The organism is Nonomuraea sp. NPDC052129, from assembly GCF_040680095.1.
In the GTDB taxonomy this organism is placed as follows: domain Bacteria; phylum Actinomycetota; class Actinomycetes; order Streptosporangiales; family Streptosporangiaceae; genus Nonomuraea.
The window spans coordinates 31,178-53,576 of record NZ_JBFAVX010000052.1; the positions used below are offsets into that span (position 1 = coordinate 31,178).

A 22,399-nucleotide genomic window follows, 5' to 3' on the forward strand; every position below is an offset into this window, starting at 1 on the left:
CTAGGTCATTGCGGTCAGAACGTAGGCACCCACGAGTTCTTCCTTGCCCTTGAGGCTCAGCTTTCCGAGGGGGTTCACCGTGACGCCGGCTCCCAGTTGCCTGCGCGTCGTCTCGCCGATCACCACCGTGCCCGGCTCGGCGAGGCTCTGCAGCCGGGCGGCCACGTTCACGCAGTCGCCCATCGCGTTGAAGCCGCGCAGCTCCGGGCTGCCGATGTTGCCGACCAGGGCGGGACCGGTGTTGACGCCGACCCGGAACGTCGGCCACGCTTCCGCGTCCTCCCGCTTCCAGGCGATCTCCTCGGCCACCTCGGAGGCGGCCTCCTGCATGGCCAGGGCGGCCCGGCAGGCCGCCCTGGCGTGGCCGTTCTGCGTGGCCGGGGCATTGAACAGGGCCAGCAACGCGTCGCCGACGAACTGCACGATCGTGCCGCCGTTGGCCAGGATGCAGGGCACCGCGGCCGTGTGATACCGGTTGAGCATCTCCACGATCTCGCCGGGCGTGACCCGCTCCGAGAACGTGGTGAAGCCCTTGAGGTCGGCGAAGAGCGCCGTCAGCTCCTTCATCTGGCCGCCGAGCGCCGCCTGGCCTGGGTCGGCCAGCAGGGCGTTGGCCACGTCAGGCGACATGTACTGCCGGAAGAGGGTGTCGAGCTCCTGGTAGAGGCGGGCGTTCTCCAGCGAGATCGAGATCTGCCCGGCCAGGGTGGCGGCCAGCGCCTCGTCCTGCGCCGTGCGGCCGACCGGCACCTCGAGCACGCCCGCCAGGTTGCCCTTGACCGTCAGCGGGAAGGCGAACAGGTTGTCGCGTCTGATGGGGGCGTCTCCGGCGAACTCGTACTCGCGGGAGCCGATCTGCGTCTTGCCGTCGGCGACGAGGCCGATCCGCACGTCGCCGTACGCCTGACGGACGCGTTCGAGCGTGGTGGCCAGGAGGTCGCTCTCGGATTGGCGTACGCGGGTCTGGGCGCTCACCGCCACCAGGGCACTCAGGCGCTCAGAGAGCTCACGCTCGCGGGCCAGTGCCTCGCCGGCCCGGTCGAGGACCGCGGCCTGCCCCTCGTTGAGCCGGAACTTGTCCGATAACCGGGTGGCCGCCAGCGACTCGCCGCGCCGTACGTGCTCGACCAGCTCTTCCAGGGCCTCGTCGTAGTGCAGCTGGATGCGGGCCACGGTCGCCGACAGCGCGACCGAGTCGAACAGGCCGCCGCTCGACCCCTCGCGCCTGAACTGGATGTAGGCGCTGTAGGCGACGAAGACGAAGGCCAGCGTCAGCAGGATGTGCCACTCCCACCAGGACAAGTGCCAGTTGAGCTGCGACATCCCGGCGATCATGGCCTCGGCGAGCAGCGCGTAGGCGGTGATCAGGCTGACCAGCATGGCCGACGGCCGCTGCCGGTGCAGCTGGAACATCATCACGCTGGCCGCGCCGTACAGGCCCAGGCCCGGCAGCGACAGCCATACGAGCCAGTTGACCGGCTCCCTGAGCGGTGGCTCGCTGAGCGGCGTCAGCCCGGGGATCAGTGAGGCGAGCCCCCAGAGGATCATGAATCCGAGGAGCACGCCCCGTATGAGGTGCTGGGATCTCATGACGGTCCGCGCCGCCCGCTCGCCCAGCGGGAACGCCGAGGCGAACGCGAATCCCGAGGCGATCGTCAGCCCGACCTGCTGCCCGAGGTCGAACCCCATCGATCCGGTGGGCAGGATGATCTGCGGAGTGGCCAGGCCGTGCAGGAAGAAGAAGCCGGCGCTGGCCAGGAACACCATCGAGACCAGGAAGAGCCGGGCGTCCTGCCGCTTCCGCGACGCCTCGCTGATCAGCGCGCCGAGCGCCACGTTGAGGCCGGCCACCGAGATGATCATCCAGAAGTGGCTGGAGTGGTGCTCCCACATGATGTTGAGGTGGCTCTGGGCCAGCAGCAGCCAGAGGCCGAGCAGCGGCAGGACCAGGTGGATGGCCCAGACGACCCCTCGCACCGGCTGCGTGGCAGGAGGGAGGTAGGGACTGGCGGTCGACAAGGTCATCCTCCGTGGAATGCGTGCGCCCCCGAACGGTCCCGATTATCCATCGTAGACAGGCCCGGCCAATGCGTCCTTTTACCCACAGCCGACTTTCATGACTCGTCAAGTAGCGTTATCGCCTTCTGTCTGATTTGTCCCGTAATGAACCTGTTATGCAGTTCTTGTCATCCGTTGGAACGGTTGAAACGTGAACCTCATGCTCAACCTGAGCAACACACGTTCCTCGGAAGGAAAGCCGTGGCTATCAAGATTCGCGGTGCGCGCACCCTCACCCTCGCCACTGTTGGAGCGCTCGCCGCATCGCTCCTCGCCGTTGGCGGAGTCGCCACCGCGTCGTCGGCTACAGAGGTGTACGCGTGCGTGCACAAGAAGACCCGGTACGCCCGCATCGTCAACGCCGCGACCCCGTGCCGGAAGACGGAGATCCGGATGGTGATCGGCGGCGGCGGCCAGTCGACGACCACGATCACGGAGGGCACCAAGGGCGACACCGGCCCGCAGGGCCCGAAGGGTGACACCGGCCTCCAGGGCCGTCAGGGCTTCCCCGGCAAGGACGGCAAGGACGGCCTCCCCGGCAAGGACGGCCTGCCCGGTAAGAACGGCACCGACGGTAAGGACGGCCTTCCGGGCAAGCCCGGCGCCGACGGCACCGACGGCAAGAACGGGCTCCCGGGCAAGGACGGCGCCGACGGTAAGAATGGCCTGCCGGGCAAGGACGGCAAGGACGGCCTGCCGGGCAAGGACGGCCGGGATGGCAAGGACGGTGTAGACGGCAAGGGCATCACCTACACGACCTACACCCGTTCGAACAACTTCAGCTCGGGCAGCGGCTCCGTCTCCTGCAACAGCGGCGACGCGGCGACCGGCGGCGGCTTCACCATCAGCGGCAACGGCAACGTCACCAGCAGCGCCCCCAGCGGCGGGTCAGGCTGGTCGGTCACCGCGGCCAAGAACGACACCAACAAGGACATGGGCGTGCAGACCAGCGGCAACCACGGTGTGAGCGGCACCGTCTACGTGGTCTGCCTCAAGAAGTCCTGACCCTCAAGAGCTCCTGACCCTCAAGAGGTCCTGACCCTCAAGAGGTCCTGACCCTCAAGAGCTCCTGACTCACAAGACTCTCTGACAAGCGAAGGCCGGTACGAACAGCACCCCGTACCGGCCTTCGCGCTAAAACTTCAGCCGAACAGCGCGGGCAGCGTGCCGGAGTGCGTCTCGCGCAGCTCCGCGACCGGCACCTCCAGCACCCCCTCCACCACCAGCGATGTGCCGCCGGTGGTGCCGAGGCCGTAGCAGGGCACCTCGTGGTCGGCGCAGAGCGCGGCGAACCGGTCGAACGCCTCCGGCCGGACCACCACCAGCGCGCGGGCCGACGATTCGCTGAACAGGTCGGTGAACGCCTCGCCGCTCAGCGCCACCGTCGCCCCGATGCCCCGCGCCAGGCAGGACTCGGCCAGCGCGATGGCCAGGCCGCCGTCGGACAGGTCGTGGGAGCCCTCAAGGAGTCCCTGAGCGGCGGCCTCCACCAGCACGGTGGCCATGGCCTGCTCGGCCGCCAGGTCGGCCGCCGGCGGCAGGCCACCGAGGTGGCCGTGGGCGACGTGCGCCCACTCCGACCCGCCGAACTCCTCCTTCGTCTCACCGAGCAGCGCGATGCGCAGCCCCTCGGCGACGAACCCGGTGGCGACCCGCTTGGCCACGTCGTCGATCACGCCGAGCACGCCCACGACCGGTGTCGGGTGGATCGGGGTCGAGCCGGTCTGGTTGTAGAAGGAGACGTTGCCGCCGGTCACCGGCACGCCGAGGGTACGGCAGGCGTCGGCGAGCCCGCGTACGGCCTCGGCGAACTGCCACATGACCTCGGGGTCCTCCGGCGAGCCGAAGTTGAGGCAGTTGGTGACGGCCAGCGGGCGGGCCCCGGTGACGGCGACGTTGCGGTAGGCCTCGGCCAGCGCGAGCTGGGCGCCCGCGTAGGGGTCGAGCCGCGCGTAGCGGCCGTTGCCGTCGGTGGCCAGGGCGATGCCCCGGGTCGTCGGCTCGGCGCCGGCCATGACCTCGGAGATACGCAGCATCCCGGCGTCGGCGGGCTGGGCGAGCACGGTGTTGGAGCGGACGTAACGGTCGTACTGGGACGTCACCCACTCCTTCGACGCCAGGTTCGGCGAGCCGAGCAGCTCCAGCAGGGTGACGCGCAGGTCGGCGGGCCGGTCGAGGCGGTCGGGGGTGTCGGCGTTGAGCGCGACCTGCCCGGCGGGCTCGTGGAAGGGCCGCTCGTAGACCGGGCCGTCGTCGGCCGCGGTGCCGGGCGGGATGTCGACGATCGTCTCGCCGTCCCAGGTCATCACCAGCCGGCCGGTGTCGGTGACCTCACCGATCACGGTGGCCGGGACGTCCCACTTCTCGCAGATCGCCATGAACGCCGCGATGTCCGACGGCCGGACCACGGCCATCATCCGCTCCTGCGACTCGCTCATCAGGATCTCCTCGGGCCTGAGCGAGGGATCGCGGAGCGGAACCAGGTTGAGGTCGACGTGCATGCCGCCGGTGCCCTTGGCGGCCAGTTCGGTGGTCGCGCACGAGACGCCGGCCGCGCCGAGGTCCTGGATGCCCACGACCACGTCGGCCGCGTAGAGCTCCAGGCAGCACTCGATGAGCAGCTTCTCCATGAACGGGTCGCCGACCTGCACGGCGGGCCGCTTGGCGTGCGACTCGTCCTCGAAGGTCGCCGAGGCGAGCACCGACGCGCCGCCGATGCCGTCGGGCCCGGTCGAGGCGCCGAACAGCACCACCTTGTTGCCCGGCCCGGGCGCGGTGGCCAGCTTGATCTGGTCCTTGCGCAGCAGGCCCACGCAGAGCGCGTTGACCAGCGGGTTGCCGATGTAGCAGGGGTCGAAGACGACCTCGCCGCCGATGTTGGGCAGGCCCAGGCAGTTGCCGTAGCTGCTGATGCCCTCGACCACGCCGGGCAGCACGCGCCGGGTGTCGTTCTGGTCGGCACCGCCGAAGCGCAGCGCGTCCATGACCGCGATCGGGCGGGCGCCCATCGACATGATGTCGCGGACGATCCCGCCCACGCCGGTGGCGGCGCCCTGGTGCGGCTCCACGTAGGACGGGTGATTGTGCGACTCGATCTTGAAGGTGGCGGCCCAGCCGTCACCGATGTCGACGACGCCGGCGTTCTCTCCCATGCCGACGAGCAGCGCGTCGGACTTGGGGGCCTTCGTGGCGAACTGCCGCAGGTGCACCTTGGACGACTTGTACGAGCAGTGCTCGGACCACATGACGCTGTAGATGGCCAGCTCGGAGCCCGTGGGACGACGGCCGAGGATCTCCTTGACCCGGTCGTACTCCTCCTGCTTCATCCCCAGCTCGGCGAACGGCATCGGCTCGGCGGGCGTCTCGACGGCCCGCTTGACGCTGTCGGTGCTCACGCGTTCACCAGCTTCTTGAGGATCGAGGTGAAGAAGCCGAGCCCGTCCGTGCTCGGCGCGCCGACGAGGTTCTCGACGGCGTGCTCGGGGTGCGGCATGAGCCCGACCACGTTGCCGGCCTCGTTGCGGATGCCGGCGATGTCGTTGGCGGAGCCGTTGGGGTTGCCGAGATAGCGCACGACCACGCGGCCGTCGGCCTCCAGTGCGGCGATCGTCTCGGGGTCGGCGACGTAGCGGCCCTCGCCGTGCTTGATCGGCAGCACGACCTCCTGGCCGGCCTCGAACGAGTTCGTCCAGGGCGTGCCGGTCGCCTCGACCCGGAGCCGCTGGTCACGGCAGACGTAGTGCAGCGAGGCGTTGCGCGTCAGCGCGCCAGGCAGCAGGTGCGCCTCGCACAGGATCTGGAACCCGTTGCAGGTGCCGAGCACCGGCAGCCCCTCACGGGCGGCCGGGACGAGCTCCCGCATCAGCGGCGCGAACCGCGAGATGGCGCCGCACCGCAGGTAGTCGCCGTAGGAGAAGCCGCCGGGCAGGAAGACGGCGTCCACACCCTTGAGGTCGTGGTCGGCGTGCCACAGCGGAACCGCTTCCGCGCCGGACAGTCTGATCGCTCTGGCGGCGTCCTGATCGTCGAGAGTTCCTGGAAAGGTGACTACCCCCACGCGGGCGCTCATGTCTTGCGTTCCTCCAGCGTTCGTGGTGTGCACCGCCAAGGTTATCTGGTGCTCGACGATGCCTCCCAACAGCGGTACGGCATGCCAAGGGGCGGGCCGCTGCGACGGCCCGCGAAGGGGTCAGATGGAGCGGACGGCTAGACCGCGGCCAGCTCGCGGGAGCGGCGGTTCGCCGTCTCCTCCCAGGCGAGGGTCTTGCGGAGGTGGACCGTGGTGCCGCGGCCAGGAGTGATGCCGAAGGAGATCTCATCCACGACCGAGCGCATGATCAGCAGGCCACGGCCGTTCTCGGTGTCGGGGGGCGGAAAGTGCAGGGGCATCGAGGGCAGGCCGACCCCGTTGTCGACGACGCGTACGTCGCAGCGGCCGTAGCCGATCGAGGCCGTGACCTCATAACGGTTGGCCGGGCCGCCGTGGCGTACCGCGTTAGAGCACGCCTCGGAGACCGCGAGCAGCATGTCGGAGATGCACGCCTCGCTCACGTTGAGCGAACGCATCGCATCCCCTAGCACTCGTCTGACCATCGGTATGCCGATCGCATCCCGAGGCAGCGCCAACGAGAACTCAATATCCACCGGACTCCTCCGGGCTCCGGAATGTCACCTGGAGTAGGTTTCCCCGTGAAATCGGGGCTAACCGCAAAATCACGTTGTTGTTATTTACTGTTGGCAAGCCCGTGGCATTGTGGCATGCCGGAACCCGACTTTAGCCGCTCGCGGGTATTTCGATGCGTCAAATGTGCTGTTCTACTCTTCAACCCGCACGACGTAGTCCTCGATGACGGTGTTGGCCAGCAGCGTCTCGGCCATCTTTCGGACGTCCGCAAGTGCCGACTCGTCGGCCGGACCGTCCAGTTCGACCTCGAAGCGCTTGCCCTGCCGTACGGCCGCGACGCCGGAGAAGCCCAGCCTGGGCAGCGCGCGGGCGATGGCCTGGCCCTGTGGGTCGAGAATCTCGGGCTTCAGCATGACGTCTACGATGACGCGCGCCACTGCGTTCCTCCTGGGTGCGGTGGGAGTTGGGAAAGCCAGCCTACCGGCGCGTGTGGCAGGCAACACAACGGGAACGGGGAGGGCATGGGGCTTGCGCTGAGGGCTGTGACGTCTGCCACCATGTCCCCAAACGCGTACGAACCACCACCACATGGTCCGACGCTCGAAAGGCTGGCCTAAGGTGGCAACCCCATCGACTCCGGCCCTGACCGCACAGGAGTGGCACGTGACACTCGACGCCTCTCGTGGTGCACAAGCACCCCCGGAGCTCGTCCAGCTCCTCACCCCCGAGGGTGAGCGGGTCGAGCACCCCGACTACGACATCGACCTCAAACCCGAAGAGGTCCGGTCCCTCTACCGCGACCTCGTGCTCGTCCGGCGCATCGACCTGGAGGCGGTCGCTCTCCAGCGGCAGGGCGAGCTCGGCATCTGGGCCTCGCTGCTCGGCCAGGAGGCCGCGCAGATCGGCTCGGGCCGCGCGCTGACCAACGCCGACATGGCCTTCCCCACCTATCGGGAGCACGGCGTGGCCTGGTGCCGCGACGTCGACCCGGTGAAGCTGCTCGGCCTGTTCCGCGGGGTGAACCATGGCGGGTGGGACCCCAAGGAGCACAACTTCCACCTCTACACGATCGTGATCGGCAGCCAGACCCTGCACGCCGTCGGCTACGCGATGGGCGTCCAGCGCGACGACGCGAACGCGGCCGTCATCGCCTACTTCGGCGACGGCGCCAGCTCCCAGGGCGACGTGAACGAGTCGTTCGTCTGGGCCAGCGTGTTCAACGCCCCGATCGTGTTCTTCTGCCAGAACAACCAGTGGGCCATCTCCGAGCCCCTTGAGAAGCAGAGCCGCATCCCCCTCTACCGCAGGGCCTCCGGGTTCGGCTTCCCCGGCATCAGGGTCGACGGCAACGACGTGTTCGCCTGCCTCGCCGTGACCAGGCAGGCGCTCAAGAACGCCCGCGAAGGCCAGGGCCCGGTGCTCATCGAGGCGTTCACGTACCGGATGGGCGCCCACACCACCACGGACGACCCGACGCGCTACCGCGTGGCCAGCGAGCTGGAGGCGTGGAAGCTCAAGGATCCGATCGAGCGCGTCAAGGCGTACCTGTTCAAAAACGAGTTCGCCGACCAGGCGTTCTTCGACTCGGTCGAGGGCGAGGCCGACCAGCTCGGCGCCGACCTGCGCAGGCGCTGCCTGGCGATGCCCGACCCCGGGCCGCTCGCGATGTTCGAGCACGTCTACGCCGAGCCGCACGCGTTGATCGACGAGGAGCGCGCCCAATACGCCGCTTATCTGGAGGGCTTCAGTGAGTGAGCGAACCCCTGAGCGCCGCATGACCGTCGCGCCGAAGGAGGCGTCATGACCGTGCTCAGCCTGTCCAAGGCGCTAAACGAGGGCATGCGCAAGGCCATGGAGGACGACCCCAAGGTCCTCATCATGGGCGAGGATGTCGGCAAGCTCGGCGGCGTGTTCCGGGTCACCGACGGCCTGCAGAAGGACTTCGGCGAGGACCGGGTCATCGACACCCCGCTGGCCGAGTCGGGCATCATCGGCACCGCGATCGGCCTGGCGCTGCGCGGCTACCGGCCGGTGTGCGAGATCCAGTTCGACGGCTTCGTCTTCCCCGCGGCCGACCAGATCATCACCCAGCTGGCCAAGATGCCGATGCGCTCGCTCGGCGCGATCAAGCTGCCCGTCGTCGTACGCATCCCCTGCGGTGGCGGCATCGGCGCGGTCGAGCACCACAGCGAGTCGCCGGAGGCATATTTCACGCACACCGCCGGGCTGCGCGTGGTCGCCTGCTCCAACCCGGCCGACGCGTACACGATGATCCAGCAGGCCATCCGCTGCGAAGACCCGGTCATCTTCTTCGAGCCCAAGCGCCGCTACTGGGAGAAGGCCGAGATCGACACCGTCGGCACCGACTGGTGGCTGCCTCTCGACCGCGGCCGGCAGGTGCGCCAGGGCACGGACATCACGCTGATCGCCTACGGCCCGATGGTGAAGACCTGCCTGGAGGCCGCCACGGCCGCCGAGGCCGACGGGCGCTCGGTCGAGGTCCTCGACCTGCGCTCGCTCAACCCGCTCGACGCGCCGCTGGTGATGGAGTCGGTACGCCGTACCGGCCGGGCCGTGGTGGTGCACGAGGCGCCGGTCTACAGCGGCTTCGGCGCCGAGCTGGCGGCCAGGATCACCGAGCAGTGCTTCTACCAGCTGGAGTCACCGGTGCTGCGCGTCGGCGGCTTCTCCACGCCCTACCCGCCCTCGAAGCTGGAGGAGCACTACCTGCCCGACCTCGACCGGGTGCTCGACGCCGTCGACCGCGCCTTCGGCTACTGAGGAGGGGGACTCATGCGACGTGAATTCAAGCTCCCCGATGTGGGCGAGGGTCTGACCGAGGCGGAGATCGTCCGCTGGCACGCCAAGCCCGGTGACACGGTCAAGGTCAACCAGATCGTGGTGGAGATCGAGACGGCCAAGTCCATCGTCGAGCTGCCGATCCCCTGGGACGGCGTGGTCTCCGGACTGATGGCCGACGAGGGGCAGACGGTCGACGTCGGCCGGCCCATCATCGCCGTCGACACGGACGAGCCGGACGACACCGCCGGCAACGGGGTCCCCCAGACAGAGGCGGCTGAGGACGACCGGATCGAGGCGCTGGCGGACGACCTGGTCCCGCGCCCCCCGGCGGAGGGAGCCGTCGAACCCGGCGCCCACGGCAGCCCCGCCCCCAAGGAGGAACGCCAGGCGGTCCTGGTCGGCTACGGCGTCAAGACCGGCAGCACGAAACGCCGCCCCCGCAAATCCCGCCCTGACGGGCCCGCCCAGGCACCCGTGATCCCGGCCGCTCCCGAGCCGCCCGTGATCCCGGCCACCCCGGTCGCGAACCCGTCGCGCGTCGAGGTCACCGCGCCATCCGGCCCGGCGGCGCCCGACACCCCGCAGCGGGTCGCCGTCCTGGCCAAGCCACCGGTACGCAAGCTGGCCAAGGACCTGGGCGTGGACCTGACCACCCTGGCCGGCTCGGGCCCGAACGGCTCGATCACCAGGGACGACGTCCACGCCGCCGCGGAGCAGCCCGCCCCGCGGGCGATCACCCAGCCGGGCGAGGAGGAGCGCGTCCCGGTCAAGGGCGTCCGCAAGATGACCGCCCAAGCCATGGTGGCCAGCGCCTTCACCGCCCCGCATGTCACCGAGTTCCTCCAGCTCGACGTCACCGAGACCATGGAGGCGGTCCGGCGGCTGCGTACGATCCCGGACTTCGTCGAGGTCAAGGTCTCGCCGCTGCTCCTGGTCGCCAAGGCCGTGCTCACGGCGGCCCGGCGCCATCCGATGATCAATTCGTCATGGGACGAGGCCGCTCAGGAGATCGTGGTCAAGCACTACGTCAACCTGGGCATCGCCGCCGCCACCCCGCGCGGCCTCGTCGTCCCCAACATCAAGTCCGCCCACGGGCTGTCCCTCCCCGAGCTGGCCGCCGAGCTGGGCCGGCTCACGGAGACCGCCAGAGCAGGCCGCACCCAACCGGCCGAGATGGCGGGCGGCACGATCACGATCACGAACGTGGGCGTGTTCGGCGTCGACACCGGCACCCCGATCCTCAACCCGGGGGAGGCCGCCATCCTCGCCTTCGGCCAGATACGGGACATGCCGTGGGTGGTGGACGGCGAGCTCGCGGTGCGCAAGGTGACGACGCTGGCGCTCTCCTTCGACCACCGGATCGTGGACGGTGAGCTGGGGTCGCTGTTCCTGCGTGACGTCGGCGCCATGCTGGAGGACCCACTCCGCATGCTCGCCTGGAGCTAATCAAGGGCGGGCGTGAGGACGCGCTTGTCGGCCGAGGTCGGGCCGTGTGACCCGACCCAGACGGGTGCGCCCAGAGCGTCCGCCACGGCCGCGGGCCAGTCGGTGACGGCGTCGCCGTACACCGGCTTGGCCCGCAGCAGCCGAGCGGTCCGCGTGGCGGGGTCGCCGAGCCGGAAGTCACCCCCCTCGTACGCGTGGCACAGCCGCGAAACCGGCGCGTCCAGATGCGTCAGCGCCAGCCCGTCGACCCCGCCCGCCACCTCCACCGCGTACCGATGCGCCACGGCGTCGAAGTGCCCAACCCTGAACGGCCCCTGCCACGGCCCGGTGCCGTTGTGCGGCTCCGGCAGCTCCAGCGTGGGGTCCTCCGTGACCAGCGGCCCCGGCCCGTGCCGGGGAGTGTAGGTCCGCAGCACGCCCAGCCGGATCGCCCCGGCCCCGCCGAGCAGTTCCAGCGCGTTCGCGAAGGTCGTGGTGCTCCAGGTCGTGTACGGGTCGAACCCGTGGTTCTCGTCCAGCAGCACCCCCTGAGCCCCCTCGAACACCACCGGCCCGCGCCTGAGCAGCTCATCGGTGGAGTCCACCAGCAGCACCCGCGACGCGAACGCCCGGTAGGCCGCCACGCAGTCCGCCACCGGCGGCCCGTCCACCCCCAGCGTCTCTCGCAGCAGGCCGAGCTTGCGGGTCAGCGTCGCGGGGGAGTCGCCCGCGCGCGGGGCGAGCGCGCCATGCGAGAGCGAGTACGCCATCGCCTCGCCGACGCCCATCCCGCACGACCCGTGCCGCTCCGCCCCGCGCGCCAGCTCGCGCCGCCGGCCCGCCTCGACGTGGTACGGCGTGGCCAGCAGGCAGTCCCGATGGACCGTGATCAGTCCGAACGGATCCGGCACGCCTAGCCGCTCCAGATGGGCGGCCTCGGCGGAGAGCGCCAGCGGATCGACCACCACGAACCTCGACAGATGCGTCGGCACCCCCCGCAGCGTCCCCGAGCCGAACTGCGCGAACGTGTGGTGCCGCCCGTCCGGCAGCACCACGTTGTGCGCCGCCTGGGCGCCGCCGTTGAAGCGGACCACCGCGTGGACCGGCCGCGTGGCGCACAGCCAGTCCACGACGGTGCCCTTGCCCGCGTCGCCGTACCCGAGATCGACGACGATGACGTGTTCGCTCACGCGTCGCGCCCATCGAGCGCGCCGAGCCCGTCGAGCGCGCCGAGCCGTTCGATCACGAGTCGAGCCCGTCGAGCGGCTCCGACACCACGAGCGTGCCGCGGTCCAGCTTGGCCAGCGCCTTCGACACCGAGGCGCCCGCGGCGGAGCCGAGGCCGGCCAGGTCATCGAGGCCCTCGTCGAGACCGATGGCGTCCTCGCCGAGCCCGATCGTGAGCGCGATGGTCTCGCAGACCGCGTCGAGGTCGTCGAGTTCCAGGACGTTCTGGCCGAGCAGGTCGCGCCAGACTCGCAGCACCCGCGCGTCGCCGGCATAGCTGGAGCCGGCGGGCAGGATGTAGTAGACGTCGTACTTCTCGGTCAGCTCGGCGACGATCGCGGCCACGTCGATGTCGCGCGGGCGCGGGTCGCCGATCAGCTTGGCGACGGCCTTCCCGCTGACCCGCGGATAGGGCAGCTCGTCGCCGATGATGAACAGGTAGCCCCGCTTGCCGCGCTTGTCGTAGCAGTCGATCGAGGTGTGCCTGGCCATGAAGTACATGGCCAGCTCGTACGACTCCGACATCTGCCCGCCGCCCCCGCCCTCCAGCAGGATCTGGCCGAGCTGGTCGTCCATGCGGTTGTCGGACTCGAACTGCCCCACCTGGAGCGGCGCCCGGTCGCAGGTCGCGTCGCCGATGGCGCCGAACATGATCTGCGGGTCGGCGGCGTACCCCTTGCGCAGCAGCAGCCCGAGCAGGTCGGGCAGCTTGGCCTGCAGCGTACGCGGGACGTGGCCCATCGAGCCGGTCACGTCGAAGAGCACGGCGACGGCCAGCGAGTCCGGGTGCTCGTCGGAGTCGCGGCTCTCCCGCGTGACGCCGAACGGGTCGAGGTCGGGGTGGGTGGTGGAGGCGCCGCCGTCGCTGTAGGCGAAGGCGCTGGCGCCGGTGGCGGCCCGGTAGCGGGCGGCCGAGCTGTAGACGTCGGTGGACCAGATTCCGCTGCCCATGATGTTCTCCCTAGAGGTGAAGGGGCCGGTAGGTACGCGGTCCGTAAAGGTCTTCGAGGAGCTCGTCGAGCTCGCCGAGCAGCGCCCACGCGTCGGAGGGCGGGCGCAGCAGGCAGCCGCGAACGAAGGCGCGCATCGTGCGGGGGTGCTCGCCGAGCAGCCCGGCGACGCATCGGGTGAGGCCGAGCACATCGTCGGACGGGTCGGAGAGCTGTGACCGGCACCAGTCGACGAGGACGAGCCCGTGGTCGAGGGGGTGGACGAGTACGTGGCGGGGGAGCACGGTGCCGTGCGTGACGCCGGCCCGGTGCGCCAGGCCGGTGGCCACCAGCAGCCGCCGCCAGATCCAGGCCACGTCCCGGGGGTCGAGGCCGGTGCCGATCCGGGTCAGGGGGACGAAGCCGCCGGGTGCCCGGCTGAGGACGTTCGCCTGCCGTACGGCCCGCCCAGCTTTATGCCGAAATTTCGAGACAAGGCGGGGGATGTAGGGCAGGAAGCGCGGGTCCGCGTCCGAGGCGAGCCGGGTGAGCGCGGCGGCCTCCCGCGCCAGCAGGTGGTTGTCGGCCGGGTCGCGCGGCAGCTTGAGCAGCGCGTCGCCGTCCGCCGGATAGAGGACGGCGGTGCCACCCCGATGCAGCGGCGGCCCGATCCGATAAGGCCCGACCTGCTGACCCCGGTTGAAGTCGGACCACAACTCGGCCAGCCTGGCGAACGCCTCAGCGGTCCCCGGAGACAGGTCCGGGTGGAGTAACCGGGCATAGCGCCGGTAGACCCGCGCGGGGGAGTCGCCCGTGAAGAGGTCGGCGGCCGAACGCGCCCCTGTGACGATCGACGCGGCCTCCTCTGCGTTCACCGGACCTCCTCTGCGTTCACCGGATCTCGCTTCGTTCACCGGATCTCCTCCTCCCGCGAGGGCCGCAGCAGGGCGGGGTGCAGCAGCCGGGCGTCGCCCGCGCGGTACAACTTGGCCCGGGGCCCGCCCCTGGGCCCGCCGGTCTGCGTGGTCTCCCCGGTGCCCTCCACGAACCCCGGCACCGACAGCACCTTCCGGTGGAAGTTGCCCGCGTGCAGCGGCGTGCCCCAGACGCTCTCGTAGATCAGCCGCAGCTCGGAGATCGTGAACGTGTCGCCCGCGAACGCCGTGGCCAGCGGGGTGTACTCCAGCTTCGACCGGGCCCGCTCCACGCCGTCGGCCAGGATGCGCTGATGGTCGAAGGCCAGCCGAGGCACGTCGTCGACCGGATGCCACACGGCCGCCGCCGCGTCGGTGCCCGCCCGGGGATCGGGCAGGTCGGGGGCGAAGGCCAGGTACGAGATCGACACCACCCGCATCCGCGGGTCCCGGCCGGGACCGCCGTAGCTGGCCAGCTGCTCGATGTGCGCGGGCGCGGTGTCCAGCCCGGTCTCCTCGGCCAGTTCGCGCACCGCCGCCCCCGCCAGGTCCTCGTCGGGCCTGATGAAGCCGCCGGGCAGCGCCCAGGCGCCCTCGTACGGCTCGACGCCGCGCTCCACGATCAGGACGTGCAGCCGCCGGTCGCGGATGGTCAGCGCCACCACATCGACCGTCACCGCGACCGGCGGGTAGCGCCGCGGGTCGTAACCGGCCAGGAACTCTTCCATCGCAAGTCCTTCTCAAGCTGAGTCAGTCTCGATTTGAGAATAACCAGCCAACTCCACGATGTCCAGAAATTTGGGCATTTACGAGATCGCGTTTAGTTGTTAAGAAGGTTTATTAACAAACTCCATCGGCCTTGCGAGGACCCATGGCGCGCTCCCGGCTCATCCTCATCCTGCTCTGGACCTGCACTTTGCTGGTCAGCGCTGGAGGTGTCGCCCTGGCCGCCCCGGCCGCGACCGCCTCCTCGACAGCTCTCTCCGGCTACAAGATCCAGTCATCCGCCAAGGTGTCGGACTCCGGCGCCGCGATCTCCACTCCCGGCTACGCGGCCTCCGGCTGGTATCCGGTCGGCCCGCGCTCGACCGTCCTGGCCGGGCTGCTGGAGAACAACGTCTACTCCGACCCGTTCTTCTCCACGAACATGCAGTCGATCCCGACCGCCGACTTCGACGTGCCCTGGTGGTACCGCTCGGACTTCACGCTCGGCTCGGAGACCGGGTTACGCACGTTCATCGACATCAGCGGCGTGATGTCGAGCGCCGACGTGTGGGTCAACGGCGGCCAGGTGGCCACGGCCGCCCAGATCGCCGGCGCCTACACCCGCAACGAGCGCGACATCACCGCGCTGGTCCACCCGGGCGCCAATTCGGTGGCCTTCCGCGTCAACGCCAACAACCCCAACAACCACCTGACGATCGGCTGGATCGACTGGGTGCAGGTCCCGCGCGACGACAACACCGGCATCTTCCGCGACGTGCTGATCAGGCGCAGCGCCGACGTCTCCCTGCGCGACGCGCACGTGATCACCAACCTGGCCGTCCCGGCGCTCGACCGCGCCGACCTGACGATCAAGGCCGATGTACGCAACGGCACCGGCAGCGCGGTGACCACCACGGTCAGCGGCACGATCGGCTCACTCAGCTTCTCCCAGAACGTCTCGTTAGCTGCGAACGAGACGAAACGGATCACGTTCAGTCAGACGCTGAACAACCCGCAGGTCTGGTGGCCGTACCAGATGGGCGCCCAGCCCCTCTACGACCTCAACCTCACCGCGACCGTCGGCGGCGCGGTGAGCGACTCGCTGACCCAGCGCTTTGGCGTCCGCAAGGTGGAGTCGGGCAAGAACGCCAGCGGCCGCCGCTTCTACAAGATCAACGGCCGGTCGATCCTGATCAGGGGCGGCGGCTGGTCGCCGGACATCTTCCTGCGCAAGGACCTGCGCTACCTCGAAGACAAGATCCGCTACGTCAAGGACCTCGGCCTGAACACCATCCGCGTCGAAGGCCACCTGGACACCGACGAGCTCTACGACCTGGCCGACAAGTACGGCATCCTGATGCTGCCCGGCTGGGAGTGCTGTAACAAGTGGGAGGGCTCGTTCGCCACGGCCGACTACCCCATCGCCAAGGCGTCGATGCAGGCGGAGGCCACCCGGCTGCGCAACCACCCCAGCGTGATCTCGTTCCTGATCGGCTCCGACAACCCGCCGACGGCCCAGAAAGAGACCAACTACCTCGACGCCCTCACAGCCGCCGAATGGCCGCTGCCGATCGTCTCCGTGGCCTCGGACAAGTCCAGCCCGCAACTGGGCAACTCCGGCCTGAAGATGCCCGGCCCGTACGAGTGGGTGCCGCCGAACTACTGGTACAACAAGCGCGAAGGCGGCGCGTTCGGCTTCAACTCCGAGACCAGCGCGGGCCCGGACGTGCCGACGCTCGATTCACTGAAGCGGATGATGACCACCGCGCAGATCAACTCGCTTTGGCAGAGCCCGAGCGCGACGCAGTATCACCGCTCCCCGTCGAGCACGTTCAACAATCTGACGATCTACCACAACGCCCTCAGAGGCCGGTACGGCGTGCCGTCCAGCCTGAACGACTATGTGAAGAAGGCGCAGCTCGCCCAGTACGAGGCGGTCCGCGCGCAGTTCGAGGCCTACGGCCGGAACTTCACCGACTCCAGCAACCCCTCGACCGGCGTCATCTACTGGATGCTCAACAGCGGCTGGTCGTCGCTGCACTGGCAGCTGTTCGACTACTACCTCGACCAGGGCGGCGCCTACTGGGGCGCGCGTGAGGCGAACAAGCCGCTGCATGTGCAGTACTCCTACGACAACAAGTCCGTCGTCGTGGTCAACTCGGGCACCTCGGCCGCCTCGGGCCTGACGGTCAAGACCGACGTGTTCAACATGGACGGCACCTCGAAGTACACCAACACGGCCACCGTCACCGCCCCCGCCGACGGCGGCAAGGCCACCGCGGTCACCGTCCCGTCGATCAGCGGCCTGTCCACGACCTACCTCGTACGGCTGAGCCTGCTGCGCGGCGGCGAGGAGATCGACCGCAACGTGTACGCGCTGTCCACCGCGAGCGACGTCATCGACTGGGACAACAACGACTGGTACTACGTGCCGACCACCAGCTACGCCAACCTGACCGGGCTCAACGGCCTGGCCCAGGCCCCGATCACCGCCTCCGCCACCTCACCGTCCCCGGGGAACGTGAGCGTGACGATCAAGAACACCGGCACGGGCGCGATCCCCGCGTTCATGCTGGACGCGCACGTCGTGGACGCGGCCGGCAAGCCGGTGCTGCCGATCCAGTGGTCGGACAACGCCATCAGCCTGTGGCCGGGCGAGTCCAAGACGCTGACCGCCACGTTCCGCGCCTCGGACCTGAGTGGCGCGGCGAGCGTCAGGGTCTCCGGCTGGAACACCGCCACGCTCACCGTCCCGGCCGGTCCGACCGGCCCGCCCGACACCGAGCAGCCCAGCGTGCCGGGCAACCTGCACAGCACCGCCAAGACGTCCTCAAGCGTCTCGCTGGCCTGGGACGCCTCCACCGACAACACCGGCGTGACCGGCTACGACGTCTACAACGGCACGACCCTGGCCACCACCGTCACCGGCACGACGGCGACGGTCTCGGGCCTGACGGCCGCCACGTCGTACACGTTCACGGTCAAGGCCCGCGACGCGGCCGGCAACACCTCGGACGCCTCGAACGCGGTCACCGAGACCACCGGCAGCGGCCCGGTGATCTACCAGGCCGAGGACGCGACGATCTCGCAGGGCGTGGTGGAGTCGAACCATGACGGCTACACGGGCACCGGGTTCGTGAACTACGACAACCTGACCGGCAGCTACGTCGAGTGGACGGTCAACGCCCCCGTGGCGGGACCGGTCACTCTGGAGCTGCGCTACGCCAACGGCACGACGGTGAACCGGCCGATGTCCATCACGGTCAACGGTGGCGCCGCCGTGAACCGCGACTTCAACGCCACCGGCAACTGGGACACCTGGCAGACCTCCACCCTCACCGTCACCCTCGCGCAAGGAGTCAACAAGATCAGAGCCACCGCCACGACGGCCAACGGTGGCCCGAACGCGGATCGGATCTCGATAGGCTGACCTCATGATTCGCCACGTCGTGCTGTTCACCTGGACCGAGGACGCCACCGAGGAGCAGAAGGCCACGGTGGCCACCGAGTTGCGGAAACTGCCGGGGATCATCCCGGAGATCCGCGCTTACACGGCGACCGCCGACGCGGGCATCAACCAGGGCAACCACGAGTTCGGGGTGGTCGCCGACTTCGACAACGTCGACGACTACCTGGTGTACCGCGATCACCCTCAACACCAGAAGGTGATCGCGGAGCACATCAAGCCCATCATCGCGAGCCGGGCGGCCGTGCAGCTCAGCCTTTAGGCGTCTCGTCGGTCCACCCCAGCTTCTTGATCACCCACGACTCGAGCGGCCGGCCGTCAGGGCGCCCGTACTCGCCGTTCGGCCGGAGCAGCACGGTCTGAGCGGCGAGCAGGTCGCCGCTCTCCCGATCGATGATGATCTGCTGCTGATACCCATCCGGGTGCTCGAACAGCAACGCGACTCCGGCTCGCCCTTCGACGTCCGAGACCTTGTCGGTCACCTGCACGCCAGGCAGTCCCGCGAGCATCCGATAGAGCGCCGCCCTCGTGCCCGGGGTGCTCTGGGTCTCGAAGAGCAGCCATTTGGCCGTCGCCCAGAGCCACCAGGCCTCCGTCTGTCCGTCACCGGCCGAACGCCTCGTCAGCAACTCGGCCTTGAGCGCCTCCGCGTCGGTGGGCAACCGCGTCACGGGCTTCAGCGATTCCGGGTCCGCAGAGGGCCAAAAGAGCGTGGCGACCGCGCACTTGCCCTTGGGGACGCAGAGCGGTGGCGAGCCGGCGTCTTTCCACGCCTGCTCGTCGGCGGGAGTGAGCAGCGCGGACGTGACGTCCCCCTGCTCCAGCTGCTCCTCTCCTTCCCGGTTCACCCACAACACCTGTGTGACGCGCTGCTCGACGGTGAACGATGGGTTGGCTTTGGTCCTGATCCTCCCCACCTGCAGCGTCTCTCGCCGCCACCAGGCGCCCGTGCCCAGGGGCTGCGCGGCCAGCCGGTCCGCCGCCGCCGCGAGCACCGGGGGCACGTTCGAGGTGGCGGCCGTGTCGACCTCGCTCCCGCCCAGTCTGGGCACCACCACGAACCCGCCGACCAGCACCAGGGAAACGGCCGCCGCCGCGAGCGTCACCCGGGACCAGCCGGGCAGCCGGCGGCGCGGGGGGCGGCCCATGAGCCGCGCTCGGATCCCCATCGTCCTGGCCGGATCGGCGGGCGGCACGTCCGGCATCACATCGTCGATGAGCTGGAACTCCTTCATCACACCTCAACTCCCAGCGCGTCACGCAGCTTGGTCCTGGCCCGGCTCAGCCGGGAGGCGACGGTGCCGTTGGCGATGCCGAGCGCCGCGGCCACGTCGTCGTAGGTCAGCTCGCCGTAGGCGACGAGCAGCAGCACATCGCGCTCACCGCGCGAGAGTCCGGCCAGCGCGGCCGAGAGTTTCTGTACGGTCACTCCGGCGGTGACCCGATCGGCGACCCGCTGGTCATGGCCGCCCTCGTCCGGAGGCGGGCCGGATCTGGCCAGCGCCCGATAGCGCCGGAGCTCGGCCCGCCGATGCTTGCCGACGAGATTGGTGGCGATGCCGTACAGCCAGGATCTGATGCCGCCTTTGGCGGCGTCGAAGCTGTCGCGGCGCCGGAAGGCGATGAGGAAGGTCTCGGCGGCGAGGTCCTCGGCGATGTCGAGGTCGAGGCGGCGGCCGATGTAGCGCCGGATCTCCTCGTAGTACGCGTCGAAGACCGTCGCGAACCGCTCGGGATCGGCGACCGCTCCGTCAACAGATGCGATCATGCAAGGGTCTCCCTTGCCGGGGAACAGGGACACCTGTGATTACCCGCTCCCGGGAGACCCTTCCATCAGATTGCCAAGCAACCCAAACGCCTGTTGACCGTGGCCGCACCCAAGCCCGCGACCTGCTGTTCCGTAAGACTCGTTGGATCGGCGACCTGAAATGAGAGCACTGCTCTTGACTCGGTCGCCAGTTTAAGAGAGCATTGATCTCGTAAGAGAGCAGCGCATCAAACGGAGGACATCATGGGCAAGCACGTCATCGCCGGAGCGGGACAAGTCGGCAAGCACCTCGCCGGGCACCTGCTCGCCCAGGGGCACCAGGTCGTCGTGATCACCAGGTCAGGCAAGGGCCCAGCCGGCGTCGAGTCCGTCGCGGCCGATCTCACCGACCGCGACCGGCTCACCCGGATCGTCAAGGGCGCTGACGCCCTGCACAACTGCGCGGGTCCCGCCTACCCCCGCTGGGCCCAGGACTGGCCGCCGCTGGCCTCCGCGTTGCTGGCCGCCGCCGAGGCCACTGGCGCGGTGCTCGTCACCGCCGGCAACCTCTACGCCTACGGACCCGTGACCACGCCGATGGTCGAGGATCTCCCCCTCGCCGCTCCCGGCGTCAAGGGCCGTGTCCGCGTCAAGATGTGGACCGACGCGCTGGCCGCGCACCAGGCCGGCCGTGCCCGCGTCACCGAGATCCGTAGTTCCGACTACTTCGGTCCGGGCGCCAGCGACCAGACGCCCGTCGGCACCCGTTTCGTGCCTTCGCTGCTCGCCGGCAAGAGCACCTCTTTCCTCGGCGACCCCGACCAGCCCCACTCGTGGACCTACCTGCCCGACGTGGCCGCCGCGATGGCCATCGCCGCCACCGACGAGCGCGCCTGGGGCCGCGCCTGGCACACCCCCAACAACGCCGCGCTATCGGCCCGCGCGTTGGCCGGGCGGCTGTGCGAACTCGCCGGAGCGCCCGCACCGCGCCTCAACCGCCCCCCGGCGCCGATCCTGCTCGCACTCGAGCTGATCAACCCCGTGATCCGTGAGCTGAAAGAGACGCGCTACCAGTTCGACCGCCCGTTCGTCGTCGACTCCTCGGCGTTCGAGAACACCTTCGGCATGACCGCGACTCCGCTCGATGCCGCCCTCAAGGCCACCATCGCCGCCACACCTGCCGCCTGAAGGTCGATCGACCAAGCCATTAGATTTCCGGCGGGTTGTTCTCGCGGTGCATCAGCTGGTGGTCAGAGGTGCGCCCCCGCTTCGGGGCCAGCACAATGCTCAGGACCACGCCCACCCCGCCGACGATCATGAAGATGACGCCGATCGTGTCCATGTGCACGCTCTGACCGAACACGTCCGGCTCGATGGCGAATCGCAGGATGGCGCCGAGCGTGAGGAAGAAGATGCTGACCCCGACACCCATGACGACCTCCAGGACGGCAAAGAACGCGTACGCCCTCGGTCATACCCGGGTATGGGTGATCACACTCAGGCGAGACAGGACAGTGGCTTTCCGTTGTTGTACGTGATCATGTCGACGACGGCGGCGACGAGGTCGATCGTGCCGCCACGGGGCAGTCCGTCCAGCTCGGCGTAGGCGCGGTGCAGGTTGCCGACGATGCGCTCGGCGTCCAGGAGCTCGCCCCACTCGCCCAGATCGGTCTCGCGGGCCGCCTCCAGGGGAGTCAGCCCCGCCGCCCGGCCGCGTTCGGCGGTCGCCAGCACGAACTCCAGGTAGCCCCGCACCGGGTCGAAGACCTCGGGCCCGCACACATCGCCGTGGCCGGGCACGACCGTCTCCGCACCCAGCTCCCTGAGCTGGGCGAGCGCCTCGATCGCGCCCGTCACCGACCCCATCAGCACGAACGGCGTGCCGCCGTTGAAGGCCAGGTCACCCGCGAACAGCAGCCGCCGCTCCGGGATCCAGACATAGGAGTCGTTGGTCGTGTGCGCGGCGAAGCCGACGTGCCGCACCTCGCAGCGCAGGTCGTCGGAGTAGACCGTGATCCCGTCGGTGTAGGTGAGGAACGGCGCCACCGCCTCCAGGTCGCCCCACTCCACGTCGGGCGACCAGGCGAACGTCCGGTAATCGGGGATGCCCTCGGCCAGGATCAGCTCACGGGTCCGCTCGTGGGCGACGATGGTGGCCTCGGGGAAGAGGTAGTTGCCGAAGGTGTGGTCGCCGTGGTGGTGGGTGTTGATCAGCGTGGTGATCGGCCGGTCGGTGACCTCGGCGATGGCCCGCCGGTACGCCCGAGTGCGGCGCTCGGTCGAGCAGGCGTCGATCGAGATCACGCCGCGCCGCCCGGCCAGGAAGCCGGTGTTGTTGATCCACCAGCTGCCGTCGGGCTGGATGTAGGCGAAGACGCCCGCCGAGACCTCTTCGAGGCGAGGCGGGGCCAGCGGGTGATCGTGGGTGGACGCGCTCATGCCGCGAACGTACCCCGTGCGGGGCGTACGGACTGTGCGTTTCTCAGCAGAAACGCCCGCTTC

20 protein-coding genes are annotated in these 22,399 nt (G+C 69.4%); 7 read left to right on the forward strand and 13 right to left on the reverse strand.

The window, feature by feature from the left end; translation table 11 throughout:
- Nucleotides 1–2,019, reverse strand: a complete 2,019-nt coding sequence (locus tag AB0L53_RS55805; RefSeq protein WP_364014119.1) for an adenylate/guanylate cyclase domain-containing protein — start codon at nt 2,017–2,019, stop codon at nt 1–3.
- A 240-nt stretch (nt 2,020–2,259) separates the two neighbouring features.
- On the opposite strand from AB0L53_RS55805, the gene AB0L53_RS55810 reads away from it, so the two are divergent.
- Nucleotides 2,260–3,063, forward strand: coding sequence for a hypothetical protein (locus AB0L53_RS55810; RefSeq protein WP_364014122.1), 804 nt, complete (start codon nt 2,260–2,262; stop codon nt 3,061–3,063).
- 137 nt (nt 3,064–3,200) lie between these two features.
- On the opposite strand, the gene purL is transcribed toward AB0L53_RS55810, so the two are convergent.
- The 4 genes from purL to purS all read right to left on the reverse strand — a co-directional run bounded on the left by purL (nt 3,201) and on the right by purS (nt 7,119).
- On the reverse strand, nt 3,201–5,405 hold the full coding sequence (purL, locus tag AB0L53_RS55815; RefSeq protein WP_364014197.1) for a phosphoribosylformylglycinamidine synthase subunit PurL: 2,205 nt from the start codon (nt 5,403–5,405) through the stop codon (nt 3,201–3,203).
- Between the two features lie 44 nt (nt 5,406–5,449).
- Nucleotides 5,450–6,127, reverse strand: a complete 678-nt coding sequence (gene purQ / locus AB0L53_RS55820) for a phosphoribosylformylglycinamidine synthase subunit PurQ (protein ID WP_364014125.1) — start codon at nt 6,125–6,127, stop codon at nt 5,450–5,452.
- Between the two features lie 137 nt (nt 6,128–6,264).
- On the reverse strand, nt 6,265–6,651 hold the full coding sequence (locus AB0L53_RS55825) for an ATP-binding protein (RefSeq protein WP_225301701.1): 387 nt from the start codon (nt 6,649–6,651) through the stop codon (nt 6,265–6,267).
- A 222-nt stretch (nt 6,652–6,873) separates the two neighbouring features.
- Entirely contained in the window at nt 6,874–7,119 is a 246-nt protein-coding gene (gene purS / locus AB0L53_RS55830; RefSeq protein WP_364014128.1) for a phosphoribosylformylglycinamidine synthase subunit PurS, read from the reverse strand.
- Between the two features lie 226 nt (nt 7,120–7,345).
- Here purS and pdhA point away from each other — a divergent pair, with 226 nt between their 5' ends.
- The 3 genes from pdhA to AB0L53_RS55845 are packed head-to-tail and all read left to right on the forward strand — an operon-like array spanning nt 7,346 to nt 10,930.
- Nucleotides 7,346–8,437 (forward strand): pyruvate dehydrogenase (acetyl-transferring) E1 component subunit alpha, encoded by a 1,092-nt coding sequence (gene pdhA / locus AB0L53_RS55835; protein WP_364014131.1) that lies wholly within the window; start codon nt 7,346–7,348, stop codon nt 8,435–8,437.
- A 45-nt stretch (nt 8,438–8,482) separates the two neighbouring features.
- Nucleotides 8,483–9,463, forward strand: coding sequence for an alpha-ketoacid dehydrogenase subunit beta (locus AB0L53_RS55840; protein WP_364014134.1), 981 nt, complete (start codon nt 8,483–8,485; stop codon nt 9,461–9,463).
- Between the two features lie 12 nt (nt 9,464–9,475).
- Nucleotides 9,476–10,930, forward strand: coding sequence for a dihydrolipoamide acetyltransferase family protein (locus AB0L53_RS55845; protein ID WP_364014137.1), 1,455 nt, complete (start codon nt 9,476–9,478; stop codon nt 10,928–10,930).
- Here the strand turns inward: AB0L53_RS55845 and AB0L53_RS55850 are convergent.
- From AB0L53_RS55850 to AB0L53_RS55865, 4 genes are read right to left on the reverse strand one after another with little or no spacing between them, the layout of a single operon-like run.
- Nucleotides 10,927–12,099 carry an adenylosuccinate synthetase gene (locus AB0L53_RS55850; RefSeq protein ID WP_364014140.1) on the reverse strand — a complete coding sequence of 391 codons (1,173 nt, stop codon included), beginning with the start codon at nt 12,097–12,099 and terminating at the stop codon, nt 10,927–10,929. The two genes, AB0L53_RS55845 and AB0L53_RS55850, sit on opposite strands and share 4 nt — an antisense overlap.
- Before the next feature lie 52 nt (nt 12,100–12,151).
- A complete protein-coding gene (locus tag AB0L53_RS55855; RefSeq protein ID WP_357939673.1) occupies nt 12,152–13,087 on the reverse strand; it encodes a hypothetical protein in 936 nt (311 codons plus the stop codon).
- Nucleotides 13,088–13,097: 10 nt separating this feature from the next.
- Nucleotides 13,098–13,940 carry a molecular chaperone DnaJ gene (locus tag AB0L53_RS55860; protein WP_364014143.1) on the reverse strand — a complete coding sequence of 281 codons (843 nt, stop codon included), beginning with the start codon at nt 13,938–13,940 and terminating at the stop codon, nt 13,098–13,100.
- A 35-nt stretch (nt 13,941–13,975) separates the two neighbouring features.
- The gene (locus tag AB0L53_RS55865; protein ID WP_364014146.1) at nt 13,976–14,707 is read right to left on the reverse strand and encodes an NUDIX hydrolase; all 732 of its coding nucleotides are present in this window, start codon (nt 14,705–14,707) and stop codon (nt 13,976–13,978) included.
- 143 nt (nt 14,708–14,850) lie between these two features.
- Between AB0L53_RS55865 and AB0L53_RS55870 the strand changes: the two genes are divergently transcribed.
- Together AB0L53_RS55870 and AB0L53_RS55875 are read left to right on the forward strand one after the other, a co-directional pair.
- Nucleotides 14,851–18,114: a fibronectin type III domain-containing protein gene (locus AB0L53_RS55870; RefSeq protein ID WP_364014149.1), complete on the forward strand. Its 3,264-nt coding sequence runs from the start codon at nt 14,851–14,853 to the stop codon at nt 18,112–18,114.
- Between the two features lie 4 nt (nt 18,115–18,118).
- Nucleotides 18,119–18,412, forward strand: a complete 294-nt coding sequence (locus tag AB0L53_RS55875; RefSeq protein WP_357652147.1) for a Dabb family protein — start codon at nt 18,119–18,121, stop codon at nt 18,410–18,412.
- Here AB0L53_RS55875 and AB0L53_RS55880 read toward each other — a convergent pair.
- Complete coding sequence (locus AB0L53_RS55880; protein ID WP_358447547.1) at nt 18,402–19,385, reverse strand: CU044_5270 family protein; 984 nt, start codon at nt 19,383–19,385, stop codon at nt 18,402–18,404. The genes AB0L53_RS55875 and AB0L53_RS55880 overlap by 11 nt on opposite strands.
- Nucleotides 19,385–19,918, reverse strand: a complete 534-nt coding sequence (locus AB0L53_RS55885) for an RNA polymerase sigma factor (protein ID WP_364014153.1) — start codon at nt 19,916–19,918, stop codon at nt 19,385–19,387. Before AB0L53_RS55885 ends, AB0L53_RS55880 begins: the two co-directional genes overlap by 1 nt.
- A gap of 243 nt (nt 19,919–20,161) precedes the next feature.
- On the opposite strand from AB0L53_RS55885, the gene AB0L53_RS55890 reads away from it, so the two are divergent.
- A complete protein-coding gene (locus tag AB0L53_RS55890; protein WP_364014156.1) occupies nt 20,162–21,085 on the forward strand; it encodes an NAD-dependent epimerase/dehydratase family protein in 924 nt (307 codons plus the stop codon).
- A 19-nt stretch (nt 21,086–21,104) separates the two neighbouring features.
- Here AB0L53_RS55890 and AB0L53_RS55895 read toward each other — a convergent pair whose 3' ends face one another.
- Both AB0L53_RS55895 and AB0L53_RS55900 read right to left on the reverse strand, forming a co-directional pair.
- Complete coding sequence (locus AB0L53_RS55895; protein WP_225301634.1) at nt 21,105–21,329, reverse strand: hypothetical protein; 225 nt, start codon at nt 21,327–21,329, stop codon at nt 21,105–21,107.
- A 65-nt stretch (nt 21,330–21,394) separates the two neighbouring features.
- Nucleotides 21,395–22,336, reverse strand: coding sequence for an MBL fold metallo-hydrolase (locus tag AB0L53_RS55900; protein ID WP_364014159.1), 942 nt, complete (start codon nt 22,334–22,336; stop codon nt 21,395–21,397).
- Between the last annotated feature and the right edge of the window lie 63 nt (nt 22,337–22,399).

Bases quoted from the DNA above. Each gene is read 5' to 3' on its own strand.
- purL (WP_364014197.1), bottom strand. From the start codon at position 5,405: ATGCCGTTCGCCGAGCTGGGGATGAAGCAGGAGGAGTACGACCGGGTC.
- purQ (WP_364014125.1), bottom strand. From the start codon at position 6,127: ATGAGCGCCCGCGTGGGGGTAGTCACCTTTCCAGGAACTCTCGACGAT.
- AB0L53_RS55825 (WP_225301701.1), bottom strand. From the start codon at position 6,651: ATGGTCAGACGAGTGCTAGGGGATGCGATGCGTTCGCTCAACGTGAGC.
- AB0L53_RS55840 (WP_364014134.1), top strand. From the start codon at position 8,483: ATGACCGTGCTCAGCCTGTCCAAGGCGCTAAACGAGGGCATGCGCAAG.
- AB0L53_RS55845 (WP_364014137.1), top strand. From the start codon at position 9,476: ATGCGACGTGAATTCAAGCTCCCCGATGTGGGCGAGGGTCTGACCGAG.
- AB0L53_RS55855 (WP_357939673.1), bottom strand. From the start codon at position 13,087: ATGGGCAGCGGAATCTGGTCCACCGACGTCTACAGCTCGGCCGCCCGC.
- AB0L53_RS55865 (WP_364014146.1), bottom strand. From the start codon at position 14,707: ATGGAAGAGTTCCTGGCCGGTTACGACCCGCGGCGCTACCCGCCGGTC.
- AB0L53_RS55870 (WP_364014149.1), top strand. From the start codon at position 14,851: ATGGCGCGCTCCCGGCTCATCCTCATCCTGCTCTGGACCTGCACTTTG.
- AB0L53_RS55875 (WP_357652147.1), top strand. From the start codon at position 18,119: ATGATTCGCCACGTCGTGCTGTTCACCTGGACCGAGGACGCCACCGAG.
- AB0L53_RS55880 (WP_358447547.1), bottom strand. From the start codon at position 19,385: ATGAAGGAGTTCCAGCTCATCGACGATGTGATGCCGGACGTGCCGCCC.
- AB0L53_RS55885 (WP_364014153.1), bottom strand. From the start codon at position 19,918: ATGATCGCATCTGTTGACGGAGCGGTCGCCGATCCCGAGCGGTTCGCG.
- AB0L53_RS55890 (WP_364014156.1), top strand. From the start codon at position 20,162: ATGGGCAAGCACGTCATCGCCGGAGCGGGACAAGTCGGCAAGCACCTC.
- AB0L53_RS55895 (WP_225301634.1), bottom strand. From the start codon at position 21,329: ATGGGTGTCGGGGTCAGCATCTTCTTCCTCACGCTCGGCGCCATCCTG.
- AB0L53_RS55900 (WP_364014159.1), bottom strand. From the start codon at position 22,336: ATGAGCGCGTCCACCCACGATCACCCGCTGGCCCCGCCTCGCCTCGAA.